Below are 14,319 nucleotides of genomic sequence, written 5' to 3'. Positions count from 1 at the left end.
CTCCCTAGGGTGATCACATTGGAACTCTGGCCACCATATCAAAGCCGCCGCTCAGGCCTCGGCGGCGTGGTCGGGCACCCGGCCGTGCTGGCGGAGCAGGAACGCGGGCCAGACAAGGGCGGCGGCGGCGTTCGCTGCGACGAACCCCGACACCGCTCCGTCCAGGCCGTTGAGGAAGAGCCCGCTGAAGGGGAAGAGGATGTGCATTACCGTCTGGATCGCCCTGCCCTTGACGAGGCTGCCGTGCGCGAGGATCCCGCGGGAGACGATGTAGTAGAAGTGTCCAAGGAATCCGACGGCGACGTAGATGGTGCAGGCCACGGCGTAGTGCGCCAGCGTGGCCAGCGCACCGGCGACAAAGTGGAGCTGCGGCAGCACGAGGCCCAGCACGGCGAAGCAGGCCAGCGCCATTAGCGCCGCGACGCCGAGCACACCGAACAGAACCTTGCGGCTCAGCAGCACCGCGGGCGGCATCTGCGAAATGTTGGGCCTGATCGGGTCCAGGGTTAGCTGGATCGGCATGGCCACGCTGGAGATGCTGCGGTATGCGCCGAAGTTGGCGGTGCCCAGGAAAGGTGCCATGGCCAGCGGTGCGCCGATCGACCCGGCGTCCATCAGCAGGGATTCCCCGAGCAGCGGCACGATGCGAGCCCGCCGGCGCCGGACCCACGTGATGAGTCCCGAGCCGCGGCGCAAGCGCGGCGGGGGGAACAGCAGCGAGGACGCGAGGCTGGCCAGGGCCCACCCGGCCAGCACCCCGGTCAGCGCACCCACGTGGAAGAACAGGGCGGCGGCGACGGTAAGGATGAAGACCGCGACGCCGGCGAGGTCCGACGCAAGTACCGCCTGCGGTCCCTTGCTGGCGGAGTGGAAGAACCGCGCACCGAGCCGGTAGATGTTGGCGCCCACGCCGGCGGCGGCGGCCAGGGCATTGCCCCAGTTGCCGAGCACGATCGCGGCGACCGCCAGGGTGACGAGGCCGGCGACGCCGGCACCCGTCAGGAGCGCGCCCGAATAGTCGTGCCATTCATTGCGTTCCGGAGCCTGCGCCCGGCCGCGTGCCCAGGTGTCGCACACCGCCGAAAGCGTCATGGACCAGCCGAGGGCAAAGATCAGGTACGGCACGGAAAAGGCGCCGTAATCCACCGTGGAGAACAGCAACAAGGCGGAGATGGGAACCATGGCGCTGCCCGCCGCGCCAAGCAGCGAGGATCCCAGGAAGTGCAGCCGGGCCATCCTCAGGAGTTCCGCACGCTGTTGATGACTGCCAGGTATTCCGCCGCCCGGCGCTTCCAGTCGAAGGAGTCCACGAGGGCCTTCGCCGGCGGCGCCGCGGGGGAGTCGAGGGCTGCCCGGACGTTTTCCACCCAGGCGCCGGGGTCGGCGGCGTCGGCCAGCCGTACATCGGCCCCAGCCTCCAGGAGGTAGCGGGCTGCGCCGACCGGTGTGCTGACGACGGCGGCGCCCGCGGCCACCGCTTCCAGAAGGGTGGTCTGGAAGCCCTCGGAGAGCGTGGTGGGGTTCAGGAAGACACTGCCCTGGAGCAGTTCGGCGATCCGGGCCGGGGGCTGCTGGCCATGGATCACGACGCGCTCCGCCAAGGGCGAGGCCGCGGCCCGGCTGGCCAGGGCGGTCCGGTCGGTCCCGTCGCCGACAATGTGCAGTTCCATTTCCGGGTGGTCGACGGCGAGCTGCTCCGCCGTCGCGAGTGCGAGGTCCCAGCCCTTGCCGGGAACAATCCGGCCGACATAGACCAGCCGGTTCCTCGCGGCGGTGCCGGCGGGGCCGGTGGTGCCGGCGGTGTCGGCCGGAGCCGCGGTGAAGGCTGCGGTGTCGATCGCGTTGTGGAAGACCTCGCCCTCGACGCCGGCGAGGTCGCGGACGAACTCCCGCGCGCCGTCGGAGATGCACAGGACGCGGCTGGCGCCGCGCAGTACCAGCCGGCCCATGGTGCGGTCGACCAGGTTGCTGGCCAGTGCGACCAGGGGGGAGACGCCCTTCACCGCGGCGGAGCCATGTTCGGTGTGAATGCCCGGGACGCCGAGCCGCCGGGCGAGCCGTACGCCGATCAGGGACATCGGAAAGAACCGGGTGTGCGTCGAGATGGCGGTCACGGAGCCGTCCGAGAGCATCCGCCGGATCTTCCGCGAGGTGCCGGGCCACGGCCACGCGAGGACGCCGCCCACGGCCGGGGAGCAGGGGAAGCGCACAATCCGGGGGTTGGAGTCCAGCTCCGACGGCGTGGTGTTGTCCAGGCAGAAGACGGTCACCCGCGCGCCCAGGCTGGCCAGTTGCTTGGCCAGTGCGGCGACGTGGAATTCGACGCCGCCGACGCTGGGCAGGTAGTTGTTGACCACAAACGCAATATGGTGGGCGGAGTCCGGGACCGGGGGAACGGGGGCGGTCAAAGTAGCTGGCAGCTTTCTCTCGGGGCTGCACACCGCCGTCGTCAGTACTTAGCGACGGCCCGATGCGCCGGGTCTAAGTGCTGACCACTATACCGGCAGCCCTTCGCGCCCCGGGCTGGGCGGCCGCCGGGCATATGGAATACTGGATTCTTGTGAGTCGCACATGGTTCGTTATTCCGATGTACAACGAGGCTACCGTCGTAGGCGGGGTCGTAGCGGATCTCCGGAAGGAGTTTCCCAACGTTGTCTGCATTGACGACGGCAGCTCCGACGGCTCCCAGGACATCGCGCGGGAGGCCGGCGCCGTCGTTATCCAGCACCCGATCAACCTCGGCCAAGGCGCCGCGCTGCAGACCGGGTTCGAATACGCCCTCCAGGATCCCGAGCTTGATTGCATCGTGACGTTCGACGCCGACGGCCAGCACCGGATTGAGGACGCCAAGGCGATGGTGGAGCGGATCCGCAGCGGCGAGGCAGACATCGTGCTGGGCTCCCGCTTCCTGGATAAGCGGACGAAGCTTTCCCCCGCCAAGCGGGTGGTGCTCAAGACCGCCGCCATCCAGTCACGGCTTGCCACCGGCATGGACCTGACCGACGCGCACAACGGGCTTCGTGCCATCAGCCCCTCGGTGGCCAGCCGCATTCATCTCACCCAGAACCGGATGGCGCACGCCTCCGAACTGGTGCACCAGCTGGCGAAGATGCAGCCGCGCTATGTGGAGCACCCCGTGGAGATCATCTACACGGACTACTCCAAGGCGAAGGGGCAGTCACTGCTGAACGCCGTCAATATCGTCTTCGAACTTTTCTTCAAGTAGTAAAGGCCCCCTGAGATGTTGATTTTCGTCCAGATCGCGCTTGTCCTTGCCGTCATCATCGTCTCGGTGGCGCTTATGCGCGGCGGCTCGAACGCCCGCCACCTGGCCATCCGCCGGATGATGCTGATCGTGTTCGCCGTCGTGGCGGTGCTCTCGATCTTCTTCCCCGGCATGCTCTCCACCGTGGCCAACTTCTTCGGCGTAGGCCGCGGCACCGACCTCGTGCTCTACGGCACCATCGTCTCGGTGCTGGTCTTTATGTCGACCACCTACCAGCGTTTCCGCCACATGGAGATCTCGACCACGAAGCTTGCACGGCGCATCGCCATCGACGAGGTGCCCCGCCCCGAGATCGCCGCCCAGGCGCAGGTCCACTAACCGCGGCGTTTCACACCAAAAGGGCCGGGCCCGGAACCATTGCTGGTTCCGGGCCCGGCCCTTTTGTCTAGGCGCTGCGCCCCGACGACTCCCGCGCTAGGGGTTCTTCACGATCACGACGCCGCCCGTGGAGGACCAGCGGATGGTCCCATTCACGAAGTTCTGGGTGCAGCTCGTGGTGCCGGAGCACAACTCGCGGTCCCGCGGGACGCCGAGGGCCCCGTCGACGCCGCCCTGGCCAAGCCAGGCCTTGCCGATCTCCTTCGTGGTGTTCACCGTCTGCAGCCCGGTGGAGGCGGCCCAGGTCACGTAGCCGGAGAGGAACCGCTGGTAGCAGATGGTGCCCTTGCACTGCTCGGCGCTGGCCGGGTAGGACAGTGCGCTGGCCGGGCCGCCCAGGGATTCGTAGTAGCCGCCGATGGTGGCGGTGGAGCCGTTGGTCCATACCGGCTGGATCCCGCCAGCGGCGCTCCAGTACACATTGCCGTACTGGAACTTCTGCACACAGGCGTTGTTCTGGCAGGTTTCGGCGCTGATCGGGAAGCCGAACTTGCCGGTGGTGCCGCCAAGGTTCAGCGTGTAGTAGGCCCCGATGGTGGAGTTGTCAGTGCTGTAGTACAGGGGCTGGATGCCGCCGGCGGCGCTCCAGACGATCGTGCCGTACTGGAAGCGCTGCTGGCAGGAGGTTGCCGTGCAGGTCTCGGGCCCGATGGGGAAGCCGTACCGGCTGGCCGATGCGCCGGCCTTGACCCAGAGGCCGCCGATCGTGGAGTTGTCGCCGTTGGTGAAGACCGGCTGGGTGCCGCCGGCCGCGCTCCACAGGACCCGGCCGCGCTGGAAGAGCTGCTCACAGTAGTTGGAGTAGCATTTCTCGGCCGCGGTCGGGAACCCGTACTTGCTGTTGATGCCGCCAAGCTTGGTCCAGACCCCGCCCACCGTGGAGCTGTCGGCGTTGGTGAAGACCGGCTGGATGCCAGTCGCCGCGGTCCAGTAGATCGACCCGCGTTCGAAATACTGGGCGCAGTAGCTGGCGGCGCAGGATTCGCCGGAGGTGGGCAGGCCGTACTTGCTGTTGGGTCCGCCCTGCTTCTTCCAGTAGGCACCGATAGTGGAGTTGTCCGTGCCGACATAGATTGACTGCACGCCGGTGTTGGCGGACCAGTACAGGTCGCCGGTCTCGAAGTTCTGGACACAGTAGGTGCTGGTACAACCTTCGTTGGCGACCGGCAGTCCGTATCGGCCCGCAGCCGCACCGGAACTACGCCACGTGGAACCGATGCCGCCGGACGTGCCCACGGTCAGGACGCCTCGCTGGGCTGTCCAGTAGGCCATCCGCCGCTCGAACACCTGCAGGCACAAGGAGGAGTTGCAGCTTTCGAGGTTGGTCGCCTGGCCCCAGGAGCCGTTGGCGCCCCCGGCCGCCAGCCAGGCCTGGCCGATGGCCCCGCCGGTGTTGACGGAAACCCCGCCTGCGAAGGACTTCAGCTGGGCGAGCGTGCCGCGCCAGACGTTGGAGTCGCCGGAAAACGGTCCGGTGCTGCTGTACTGCCAGATGTCGTAGCCGAGCCAGCCGTTGGGTAGGACTCCGGGCTGATCCACGCCGTAGGCCGCAATGTGGAGCGGGTTGCCCGAGAAACCGCCGTTGTTCCCGGCGCAGGTGCTCCACCAGTCCGTCGTCGTGTAAATCGCCGGAAGCCGCTTGGTCAGCGCGTAGACGGTGTCGGAGAACTCCCGTGTCCAAGCCACGATCTGCTCCGGGGTTTGGTCGTAGCAGGTGTTGCCGAAGTACGAACCCACGTAGGGGTTGTATTCGATGTCGAGCAGGGGCGGAAGGGTCATGCCGTCACCGGACCAGACCCCGCCGTTCGCTACGAAGTACCGGGCCTGGTCGGCGGCCGTTCCCGCATCCGGGTGCGGGATCGCGAAGTGGTAGGAGCCGCGGACCAGCCCGACGTTGAAGGAATTGTTGAACTGGGAGGAGAAAGCTGGGTTGAGGTAGTAGTTGCCCTCGCTGGCCTTGACGTAGGCGAACTTCGCGCCCTTGCCGACCTCGGCTCCCCAGTCAACGCCTGCCTGGTAATTGCTGACGTCCAGGCCCTGGACCCCCGGCGGCATCCAGGTGGCCCCGGCCGTGGTCCCGGTGACCGATGCCGCCCCAGGTCCCGCGGGTTTGGCCTCGTACTTCCGGACTCCGTCGCCCATGCTCGCACCGTTCGGGCCGATGGTGGAGAGGAAGTCGCTGCTGGATGTGGCGGGCACGGCGCCCTGTTTGACGGCGGCCGGTGCGCTAAGGCTGCTCGGCGCCATGGCGGCCGGGGCGGCCGCAAAGGCGGGGGACACGGACCCCAGGGAGAGGACAATTGCGGCGCTGGCCGCAAAGCCCCACCGCAGCCTGGAACGGCGGTATGGGACAGGAAGAGGGGACCGGGTTCGGCTCATTGTTGTTCTCCTGGAGGAAGTAGGCTTCCCGTCTCACCGCCTCCAGATCACTGAACCGCGGTGCGCATAAGGGCCGGCGCTGCCGCCGGTAGCCTCCGCATGGTGGACACACCATAACACCGCAGATACCGGCGTTACTACAGTTGCCAATGTTACCTGTGTTGCAGGAGTGGGTAGCGCCTTTTCCACGCGGCGTGCGAGCCGTGCCGCGGGAACTAGCCCAGGGCCGCGGCGATCGGGGCCGCCAGCGCGCGGGCGGCGGTAGTTGTGATGTGGTTGCCGTCCCGGGACATCAGCACGCTGCGGTAGACCGCCGGGCAGGCGGACTCGTCGCAGAGCAGATCCACGGTGTCCACAAAGGACCCGCTGCGGGCAGCCACTGCATCCTTCTCCATGGCCTGCAGTGCCGGGCTGTAGGAATCCGCGCGGCTCACCGCACACGTGTCCGGGTCCTGCAGGTGCTTGGAGACGCAGGAGTTCGGGCTTTGCTGCCAGCTCGGGTTGTCGCCGATGATCACCGGCTTGGCGCCGGCCGGGAGGCCGTTCAGGAGTGCGTTGAGTCCGGCGGACCACTGCTTCTCATAGTCGGGGCCGACACCGGGGAAGCTGCGGTAGCTGCGTTCGGAGTTGGAAATCACCACGCGCTCGGGGTTGAGTTGGCGGATGCGCTCCAGGCCGCCGCGCTGGAACTTGTCACAGTTGAAGGGGCCGTTGATGTCCGGGTGGCCTGTGATGGGGAGCTGGACGGACGGGCAGGCGGACTTGGTGATGGTGACCAGCCGGAAGCCCTCGACGTCGGCGGCCTTCTTCAGCGCTGGGAACCAGTGGCCGGCGTGGGAGTCGCCGAAGAGCACCACGGTCCGCGGCGAGTCGAGTTTCCCGAACTCGCAGCCGGTGGTGTTGTAGTCCGCGCCGTTGTTATTGCACCCGTTCGTGAAAATATCCGTCAGGTCCTTGTCCACGGTGTCCAGCGACGGGGTGAGCTTGGCCTGCGGGATCCAGCGGCCGCTGGCGTCGACGACCGAATCCGCGAACGGCGCCAGGCCTGTCCCGGCCCGGTCCGCGTTGATGGTCAGCTTGCTGGATGCCTGGGCGGACTGCAGGGCGTGCTGCTGCACCAGGCCCCAGCCGCCAAAGGCGGCGACGAGTGCCGCCGTCGTACCCAGTGCGACGACGTAGGTCTGGCGCTTGCGGCGGTCGATGTTCAGGGTCTGGAAGGGCTTTTCGACAAAGTAATAGGTCAGCGTTGCCAGCACGACGGCGACGGCGGCGAGGACAGCCTTCTCGCGCAGGCGCAGCGGTCCGGCGGCCAACAGCTGCGGGATGACCAGGAGCGGCCAGTGCCACAGGTACAGCGAGTAGGAGATCTTGCCGAGGAACAGCATCGGCGCATTGCCCAGGATGCGGTCGGCTCCGGGAGGCATGGTACCGCCGGTGCCGGCGAGGATGATGGCCACCGTGCCGAGGACCGGGAAAATTGCCACCCAGCCCGGGAACTCCATGGTCTTGGTGATGAGCAGCGCGGACAGAATTACCGAGCTGAGACCGGCCGCCAGCAGCAGGCCGCGCAGCCGGGCGGTCAGTGCTGTCAGTTTCGCCGCGACGAGGTAGGTCAGCGCGCCGGCGGCGAGCTCCCAGGCCCGGGTGTGCAGGAGGTAGTACGAGCTGGTGGGCTGCGAATGGGACAGCACGATGCTCAACGCGAGGGAGACTGCAAACACGCCGCCCAGCAGGTACCAGAGCAGATGCCGGGAGCGGCGGGCCCGGTGCAGTACCAGGAACAGCATGATCGGCCAGACAAAGTAGAACTGTTCCTCCACCGCCAGGGACCAGAAGTGGACGAACGGGGAAGGCTCCGGGTCGGCAAAGTAGCCGGTGGTCTGGGTCGCGAAGTTGAAGTTGGCGGCGTACAGGGCCGCGGCAATCAGGTCCTTGACGTAGCGGCCCGCCTGCAGCGGCGTCAGCAGCGTCATCACCGCGGTGCCGGAGGCCAGCAGCACCAGCAGGTAGACCGGCGCGAGCCGCTTCAGCCGCCGTGCGTAGAAAGCCGAGAAGGAGAAGGTTCCGGTGCGCTGCAGCTCGCGGATGATCAGGCCGGAGATCAGGAAGCCGGAAATCACGAAGAAGACGTCCACACCCACGAAACCGCCCGGGATAAAGGGCGCCCCCATGTGATAGAGCAGCACCGAGCCGACGGCGATGGCGCGCAGGCCCTGGATGTCGTTGCGCAGCGAAGACTTCGGCGCGGTGGGCCGCGCCAGCGGGCGTTGGAGCGTTCGTTCGGCCGTGATCGGCGGCATGGAATACTTCCTGTTTCAGGGGCAGTTCGGGCGCGAAATCCACAGGGCTCCGCCGGCATCCAAACTCCGGACGTCTCTTCCCATGGTAAATGTTGGGCGCTAGCGGGGCACAATCGCGGATCCCGGAGCGCGCGGGCCGAATGAGACCTCCGGCGCTTCCCGCCCTACACTGGACCGCATGAAGGTATTGGTTACCGGCGGGGCCGGCTACATCGGATCGCACACGACGCTTTGTCTGCTCGAAGAGGGGCACGAGGTTGTTGTCCTCGACAACCTGATGAACTCGAACCCCGAGTCCCTGCGCCGGGTGGAGCAGCTCACCGGCAAGAACGTGGACTTCCGCGAGGTCGACCTGCTCGACGCGCCCGCCGTCGACGCCGTCTTCGCCGAGGGCGGTTTCGAGGCCGTCATCCACTTCGCCGGCCTGAAGGCCGTGGGGGAATCCGTGGAGAAGCCGCTCTGGTACTACCAGAACAACGTGGTGGGCACCCTGAACCTGCTGCACAGCATGGACGCCGCCGGTGTGCGCCGCCTGGTCTTCAGCTCCTCCGCGACGGTGTACGGCGCCTCCGAGGAGGTTCCGCTCATCGAGAAGGCCCCGCTGGACGCCACCAACCCCTACGGCCGCACCAAGGAACAGATCGAGGACATCCTCTCCGACCTGGGTGCCGCCGACCCGCGCTGGAGCATCGCCCTGCTCCGGTACTTCAACCCGGTGGGCGCCCATGAGTCCGGCCTGATCGGCGAGGACCCCAGCGGCATCCCCAACAACCTGCTGCCGTTCGTGGCCCAGGTGGCCGTGGGCCGCCGCGAGAAGGTCATGGTGTTCGGCAATGACTACCCGACGCCGGACGGCACCGGGGTGCGCGACTACATCCACGTGATGGACCTCGCTGCCGGCCACCTGGCCGCGCTGGGCTACCTCGGCGACAAGGCCGGCGTGTTCCGCTGGAACCTCGGCACCGGCCGCGGTTCCTCCGTGCTGGAGGTCATCGAGGCGTTCGGCAAGGCCGCCGGCCACCCGGTGCCCTACGAATTTGCCCCGCGCCGCCCCGGCGACGCAGCGGTCAGCTACGCCGACCCCTCCGCGGCGCTCGCCGACCTGGGCTGGTCCGCGCACCGGAACCTCGCGCAGATGTGCGAGGACCACTGGCGCTGGCAGAGCAACAACCCGCACGGCTACGCGGCGGTGGCCGAGGCTGCCGCGGCCAAGACCGAGTAAGGACGCTGCCGGCCACTTGTCCACATAGCGTGGCCGGCACCCTTGCCCGAATGCGCCGGCTCCTTTAGCTTTAACCCCAGTTGCACTGCCCCAGGGGGAGGGGTAGCGGTCATGTTGGGGGCACCGTGGAAGCTGTGCGCATCGTCGAGGACGAGGTCCGCGAGCTGATCCGCCGCCGCGGGCTGGACCCCCTCCGGCAGGCCGGCGAAGTCCGGCGCCTGGTGGAAGAGGCAATCAGCGACTACGACGAACGAGCCCTGCTGGCGCCGCTTCCGCCCATCGGTTCCCTCGAAACGGCCCGACGGTTTGTCTTTGACGCTGTCGCCGGCTTCGGGCCGCTGCAGCCGCTGCTCGACGACCCCGCGATCGAGGAGATCTGGCTCAATGCGCCGAACGAAATCTTCGTGGCCCGCAACGGCGAGTCGGAACTGACGTCCATCGCGCTGAGCGATCAACAGGTCCGCGACCTCGTGGAGCGCATGCTCAAGAGCTCGGGGCGCCGGCTGGACATGTCCTCCCCGTTCGTCGATGCCGCGCTGCCCGACGGTTCGCGGCTGCACGTCGTCATCCCGGATGTCACCCGGCGCCACTGGGCCATCAACATCCGCAAGTTCGTGGTCAGGGCCAGCCGGCTCGAGCACCTCGTGGAGCTGGGGACGCTCACCCCGCAGTCGGCCCGGTTCCTCGGCGCCGCGGTGGCCAGCGGATTGAACATCCTGGTTTCCGGCGCGACCCAGGCAGGCAAGACCACCATGCTGAATTGCCTCGCTGCCAGCATCGGCACCCGCGAACGGGTGGTCACGGTGGAGGAGATCTTTGAACTGCAGTTCCCGCTCCGCGACGTCGTGGGGTTGCAGTGCCGGCAGCCAAACCTTGAGGGGGAGGGCGAAATCCCGCTCCGCCGCCTGGTGAAGGAGGCCCTGCGGATGCGGCCGGACCGCTTGGTGGTCGGCGAAGTCCGGGAAGCCGAAAGCTTGGACATGCTCATAGCTTTGAATTCGGGGATGCCGGGCATGTGCACCGTCCATGCGAACTCGGCCCACGACGCGGTCACGAAGATCTGCACGCTGCCGCTGCTCGCCGGCGAGAACATCTCCAGTGCCTTCGTGGTCCCAACCGTGGCCTCCTGCATCGACCTGGTGGTCCACTGCAGCCGGCTTCCGAACGGGCGACGCCAGGTCACCGAGATCCTCTCGCTGGGCCGGCGGGTGGAAAACGGCGTCATCGAATCGTCCATGGTCTTCGACCTGGCCGACGGCCGGCTGCGGCCCAGGGCGAACTCGATGCCCGCGGCGGAGAAGTTTGCCCGCTCCGGGTACGACGTCGCGGCGCTGCTGGAGCCGCGCTGATGGCGCCGCTGCTGGGGGTGCTTGGCGGCGCCGGACTGCTGCTGGTCTGGTGGTCTGCCTGGGAACATCCGCAGACACCAGTGCGCCCGCCGCGCGTCAGCCGGCTGGAGGACCTGCTGCGGGCCGCCGGCATCGAAAAAGTCAGCCGGCTCGGCCTGCTGGCGACCTGCTGTGGTGTGGGTGCCTTCGTCACCCTCATGTTCTTCGCGGGCACCAGATCCTGGCCGATTTCGGGCTGTTTTGGCCTGTTCGGAGGCTGGCTGCCGCTGGGCCTCGTGAAGTGGCGGGCCCGGAAGCGCTCGGCCGTGCTCCGTGAGCTGTGGCCCGACGTCGTAGACCACCTGCGCTCCGCCATCCGGGCTGGCCTGTCGCTGCCGGAGGCGCTGATCCAGCTGGGCGAGAAAGGACCGTCCGAGCTGCGCCCGCTGTTCCGCGACTTTGGCGCGGACTACCGCTCCGGAGGCCAGTTCGACCCGGCCCTGAGCCGGCTGAAGGAACGGCTCGCCGACCCGGTTGCGGACCGCATCGTCGAGGCGCTCCGGCTGACCCGGGAGGTGGGGGGATCGGACCTGGGCCGGCTGCTGGGCACCCTCGCGGAATTCCTGCGGGAGAACGCCCGGACCCGCAGCGAACTGGAGGCCCGGCAGTCGTGGACGGTCAACGCCGCCCGGCTCGCCGTGGCCGCGCCGTGGATTGTCCTGGTGCTCCTGGCCAGCCGGCCCGAGGCCGTGGCCGCCTACAACTCGCCCGTCGGGGCGGCGGTGCTGCTCGGCGGACTGGTGGTCTCCTTGTTTTCCTACGCCGTGATGCTCCGGATCGGCGCCCTCCCGCAGGACGAACGGGTCCTCCGGTGACCGGGCTTATGGCCAGCGCCGTGGTCTGCGGCGTCGTGCTGGGCGGCGGTCTCTGGTTGTTCCTGGTGCGGCTGCCGTTTCTGCGGCCCATCAGCTTCGCGGAGCGCATCGGACCGCAGCTCAGGTCCCACAACCTGGAATCCCGGCTGCTGCGCGCCACGCCCGGCAACGTCACCCCCTTCGGCCCGCTGGAACGGATTCTGCGCCCGGTGGTCCGTGACTGGGTACGGGCGCTGGGCAGGCTGAACCCGGGCTCGTCGGCGCTCAACCGCAGGCTTGCCCGGGCCGGAAGCAGCAAGTCGTCGGTCGATTTCCGCGCGGAGCAGCTGCTCTGGGCGGCCGGCGGATTCGTGGCGGCTGCGGGCACGGTGCTGCTGGGAGGAGCGATCGGCCGGTTCAACCCGCTGTTCGCGGTGCTGATCGTCGTCGGCTCCGGGCTCGCCGGCTTCCTGTTTCGCGACTATGTGCTGGGGGCGCACATCAGGAAGCGCGAAGCCCGCATGATGGCGGAGTTCCCCAGCGTGGCCGAGCTTATGGCCCTGGCCGTGAGCGCGGGGGAGAGCGCCACTGGCGCCCTGGACCGGGTGTGCCGCAGAACGCAGGGGGAGCTGTCGAAGGAGTTCTCCCGGGTGCTCGCCGACACCCGGGCCGGCAAGCCGCTGGCCGACGCGCTGCAGCAATTTTCGTCCCGCACCGAACTGGGCCCGCTGGTCCGGTTCGTTGACGGGCTGATCGTGGCAGTGGAACGCGGGACGCCGCTGGCGGACGTTCTGCGGGCCCAGGCGCAGGACGTGCGCGACACCGCCAAGCGCGAACTGATGGAATCCGCCGGCCGGAAGGAAATCGGCATGATGGTCCCGCTCGTCTTCGGCGTGTTGCCGCTGACGGTCGTATTCGCCGTCTTCCCGGGCCTGGCGGCCATCAGCCTGGGACTTTGAGCGGGGCAATGACCAACCGAGAGAAAGGGGAAGCAGTGAAGACTATGGGTATTCGAGCTATGTTGTTGGTCCGACTGGCGGTCATGCTGTTGTGGCGCTCCGGCGCCGACGGGCCGGAGGCTACCCGCCAGTCGGGACGCCGTGACCCGGGCGAACGCGGTGACGTGCCCGGCTGGGTCATGATCACACTGATGTCGGCCGTGCTCGTGGCCGCGCTGCTGGCGCTCGCAGGCCCGGCGCTGGAGGGGCTCTTCAATCAGGCCATGCAAAAAGTCGGGCAATAGGCGGTGAACCCAGCAGGCAGCGCACGCGCACGCGCACCCAGCGCCGCCCGCGCCGAACGCGGCTCCGCTGTGGTGGACTTTGTCTTGGTCGGTGCCCTCCTCACCCTGTTCTTCCTGGGGATCGTGCAGCTTGCCCTGGTGCTGCACGTCCGGAACACGCTGATCGATGCCGCCGCCTCGGGCGCCCGGTACGGCACCCTGGCCGACCGCACCGCCGCCGACGCGCGGGAACGCACCACGCAACTGATCGGCGTCGCCCTCACCCCGGAGTTTGCCCGGGATGTCAGCACCACGGAGACCAGCTACGCCGGCATCCGCACCCTCGAGGTGACGGTCCGCGCCCCGCTGCCCGTCATCGGCCTGATCGGCCCCCGCGCACTCCTGGAGGTGAAAGGACATGCCGCCATCCAGCCCTGACGACGGCGACGCCGAGCGGGGGAGCGCCGTCGTCGAATTCACCTTCCTCTGCCTGCTGCTGATGGTGCCGGTGGTGTACTTCATCATCACGGTGGGCCAGCTCCAGGGCGGCTCCTTCGCCGTGGTGGGCGCCGCGGACCAGGCGGCCAAGATTTACGTGGCCCAGCCCGACGCGGCGAGCGGCCGGGCCGCCGCCGAGCAGGCCGTGCAGCTGGCGCTCGCCGACTACGGCCAGCCGGCCGACAATGCCAGCCTGGAAACCAGCTGCGAGCCGGCCGACTGCACGGCGCCCGGGTCCGCGGTCACCGTTACCGTCCACCTCACGGTGCCGCTGCCGTTCGTGCCGTTCAGCGACGTGCTGAAGCTCGACGCCGGGCAGCTGAGCGCCTCAGCCACCCAGCTCGTCGGTCGGTTCCGATGACCGCCGGATCCCCGGCGCGGGTTAGCCGGGGAACCAGCCGCGGCGAGGACGGCCAGCTGATGGTGTTGATCATCGGCTACGTGCTGCTCGCCCTGCTCGTCACCGTCGCCGTCGCGGGCGCCTCCAGCGTGTACATCGAACACAAAAAACTGTTGTCACTGGCGGACGGGGCCTCGGTGGCCGCCGCCGACAGCTTCACCCTGGGGCAGCTGGAAAACACCACGGGCAGCCCCACCGCTGTCCTCAGCACCGGCCGCGTCCGCAGCACCGCCGCCGACTACCTGAACCGCACCGGCGCCTTCGGCCGGTTCAGCGGCCTCACGGTCGCCCCGGCCACGGGCAGCCCGGACGGATCCACCGCCGTCGTGGTCCTGAGCGCCGCGGTGCACCCGCCGATCGTCAACTTCCTGATCCCGGACGGGGTCCGGATCGAGGCGACGTCGACGGCGCGGTCCCGGCTGACGCGCTGACGCGCAACCGGGGTAGGCTTG

14 protein-coding genes are annotated in these 14,319 nt (G+C 68.3%); 10 read left to right on the top strand and 4 right to left on the bottom strand.

All coding sequences use genetic code 11. The annotated features are described in order from the left end of the window. Positions 1 to 51 precede the first annotated feature (51 nt). Positions 52 to 1,236: a hypothetical protein gene (locus FFF93_RS11270; protein ID WP_138768833.1), complete on the bottom strand. Its 1,185-nt coding sequence runs from the start codon at positions 1,234 to 1,236 to the stop codon at positions 52 to 54. A gap of 2 nt (positions 1,237 to 1,238) precedes the next feature. After that, entirely contained in the window at positions 1,239 to 2,357 is a 1,119-nt protein-coding gene (locus FFF93_RS11265; protein WP_138768834.1) for a glycosyltransferase family 4 protein, read from the bottom strand. Positions 2,358 to 2,542: 185 nt separating this feature from the next. Between FFF93_RS11265 and FFF93_RS11260 the strand changes: the two genes are divergently transcribed. Together FFF93_RS11260 and FFF93_RS11255 are read left to right on the top strand one after the other, a co-directional pair. Then, positions 2,543 to 3,226, top strand: coding sequence for a glycosyltransferase family 2 protein (locus tag FFF93_RS11260; RefSeq protein ID WP_186372282.1), 684 nt, complete (start codon positions 2,543 to 2,545; stop codon positions 3,224 to 3,226). Between the two features lie 15 nt (positions 3,227 to 3,241). Beyond that, on the top strand, positions 3,242 to 3,604 hold the full coding sequence (locus FFF93_RS11255) for a DUF2304 domain-containing protein (protein ID WP_138768835.1): 363 nt from the start codon (positions 3,242 to 3,244) through the stop codon (positions 3,602 to 3,604). A 96-nt stretch (positions 3,605 to 3,700) separates the two neighbouring features. On the opposite strand, the gene FFF93_RS11250 is transcribed toward FFF93_RS11255, so the two are convergent. Together FFF93_RS11250 and FFF93_RS11245 are read right to left on the bottom strand one after the other, a co-directional pair. Beyond that, positions 3,701 to 6,043 (bottom strand): GH25 family lysozyme, encoded by a 2,343-nt coding sequence (locus FFF93_RS11250; RefSeq protein WP_138768836.1) that lies wholly within the window; start codon positions 6,041 to 6,043, stop codon positions 3,701 to 3,703. A gap of 215 nt (positions 6,044 to 6,258) precedes the next feature. Beyond that, positions 6,259 to 8,343 (bottom strand): acyltransferase family protein, encoded by a 2,085-nt coding sequence (locus FFF93_RS11245; protein WP_138768837.1) that lies wholly within the window; start codon positions 8,341 to 8,343, stop codon positions 6,259 to 6,261. Between the two features lie 178 nt (positions 8,344 to 8,521). Here FFF93_RS11245 and galE point away from each other — a divergent pair, with 178 nt between their 5' ends. The 8 genes from galE (at position 8,522) to FFF93_RS11205 (ending at position 14,298) form a co-directional block, all read left to right on the top strand. Beyond that, positions 8,522 to 9,565, top strand: coding sequence for a UDP-glucose 4-epimerase GalE (gene galE, locus FFF93_RS11240; protein ID WP_138768838.1), 1,044 nt, complete (start codon positions 8,522 to 8,524; stop codon positions 9,563 to 9,565). A gap of 125 nt (positions 9,566 to 9,690) precedes the next feature. After that, positions 9,691 to 10,914: a CpaF family protein gene (locus tag FFF93_RS11235; protein ID WP_138768839.1), complete on the top strand. Its 1,224-nt coding sequence runs from the start codon at positions 9,691 to 9,693 to the stop codon at positions 10,912 to 10,914. Continuing rightward, positions 10,914 to 11,768, top strand: coding sequence for a type II secretion system F family protein (locus tag FFF93_RS11230; RefSeq protein WP_138768840.1), 855 nt, complete (start codon positions 10,914 to 10,916; stop codon positions 11,766 to 11,768). The genes FFF93_RS11235 and FFF93_RS11230 overlap by 1 nt, the downstream gene beginning before the upstream one ends. After that, positions 11,765 to 12,706 carry a type II secretion system F family protein gene (locus tag FFF93_RS11225; protein ID WP_138768841.1) on the top strand — a complete coding sequence of 314 codons (942 nt, stop codon included), beginning with the start codon at positions 11,765 to 11,767 and terminating at the stop codon, positions 12,704 to 12,706. The genes FFF93_RS11230 and FFF93_RS11225 overlap by 4 nt, the downstream gene beginning before the upstream one ends. A gap of 83 nt (positions 12,707 to 12,789) precedes the next feature. After that, a complete protein-coding gene (locus tag FFF93_RS11220; protein ID WP_261375435.1) occupies positions 12,790 to 12,990 on the top strand; it encodes a hypothetical protein in 201 nt (66 codons plus the stop codon). Between the two features lie 3 nt (positions 12,991 to 12,993). After that, entirely contained in the window at positions 12,994 to 13,407 is a 414-nt protein-coding gene (locus tag FFF93_RS11215; RefSeq protein ID WP_138768842.1) for a TadE family protein, read from the top strand. Further along, positions 13,388 to 13,828: a hypothetical protein gene (locus FFF93_RS11210; RefSeq protein ID WP_138768843.1), complete on the top strand. Its 441-nt coding sequence runs from the start codon at positions 13,388 to 13,390 to the stop codon at positions 13,826 to 13,828. Before FFF93_RS11215 ends, FFF93_RS11210 begins: the two co-directional genes overlap by 20 nt. Beyond that, positions 13,825 to 14,298: a pilus assembly protein TadG-related protein gene (locus FFF93_RS11205; RefSeq protein ID WP_261375083.1), complete on the top strand. Its 474-nt coding sequence runs from the start codon at positions 13,825 to 13,827 to the stop codon at positions 14,296 to 14,298. The genes FFF93_RS11210 and FFF93_RS11205 overlap by 4 nt, the downstream gene beginning before the upstream one ends. Positions 14,299 to 14,319: the final 21 nt, after the last annotated feature.

It is taken from the genome of Arthrobacter sp. KBS0702 (assembly GCF_005937985.2).
Classification (GTDB): Bacteria; Actinomycetota; Actinomycetes; order Actinomycetales; family Micrococcaceae; genus Arthrobacter.
Note: the sequence above shows the minus strand (reverse complement) of the source record. Positions and strands in the feature narration are given on the sequence as shown.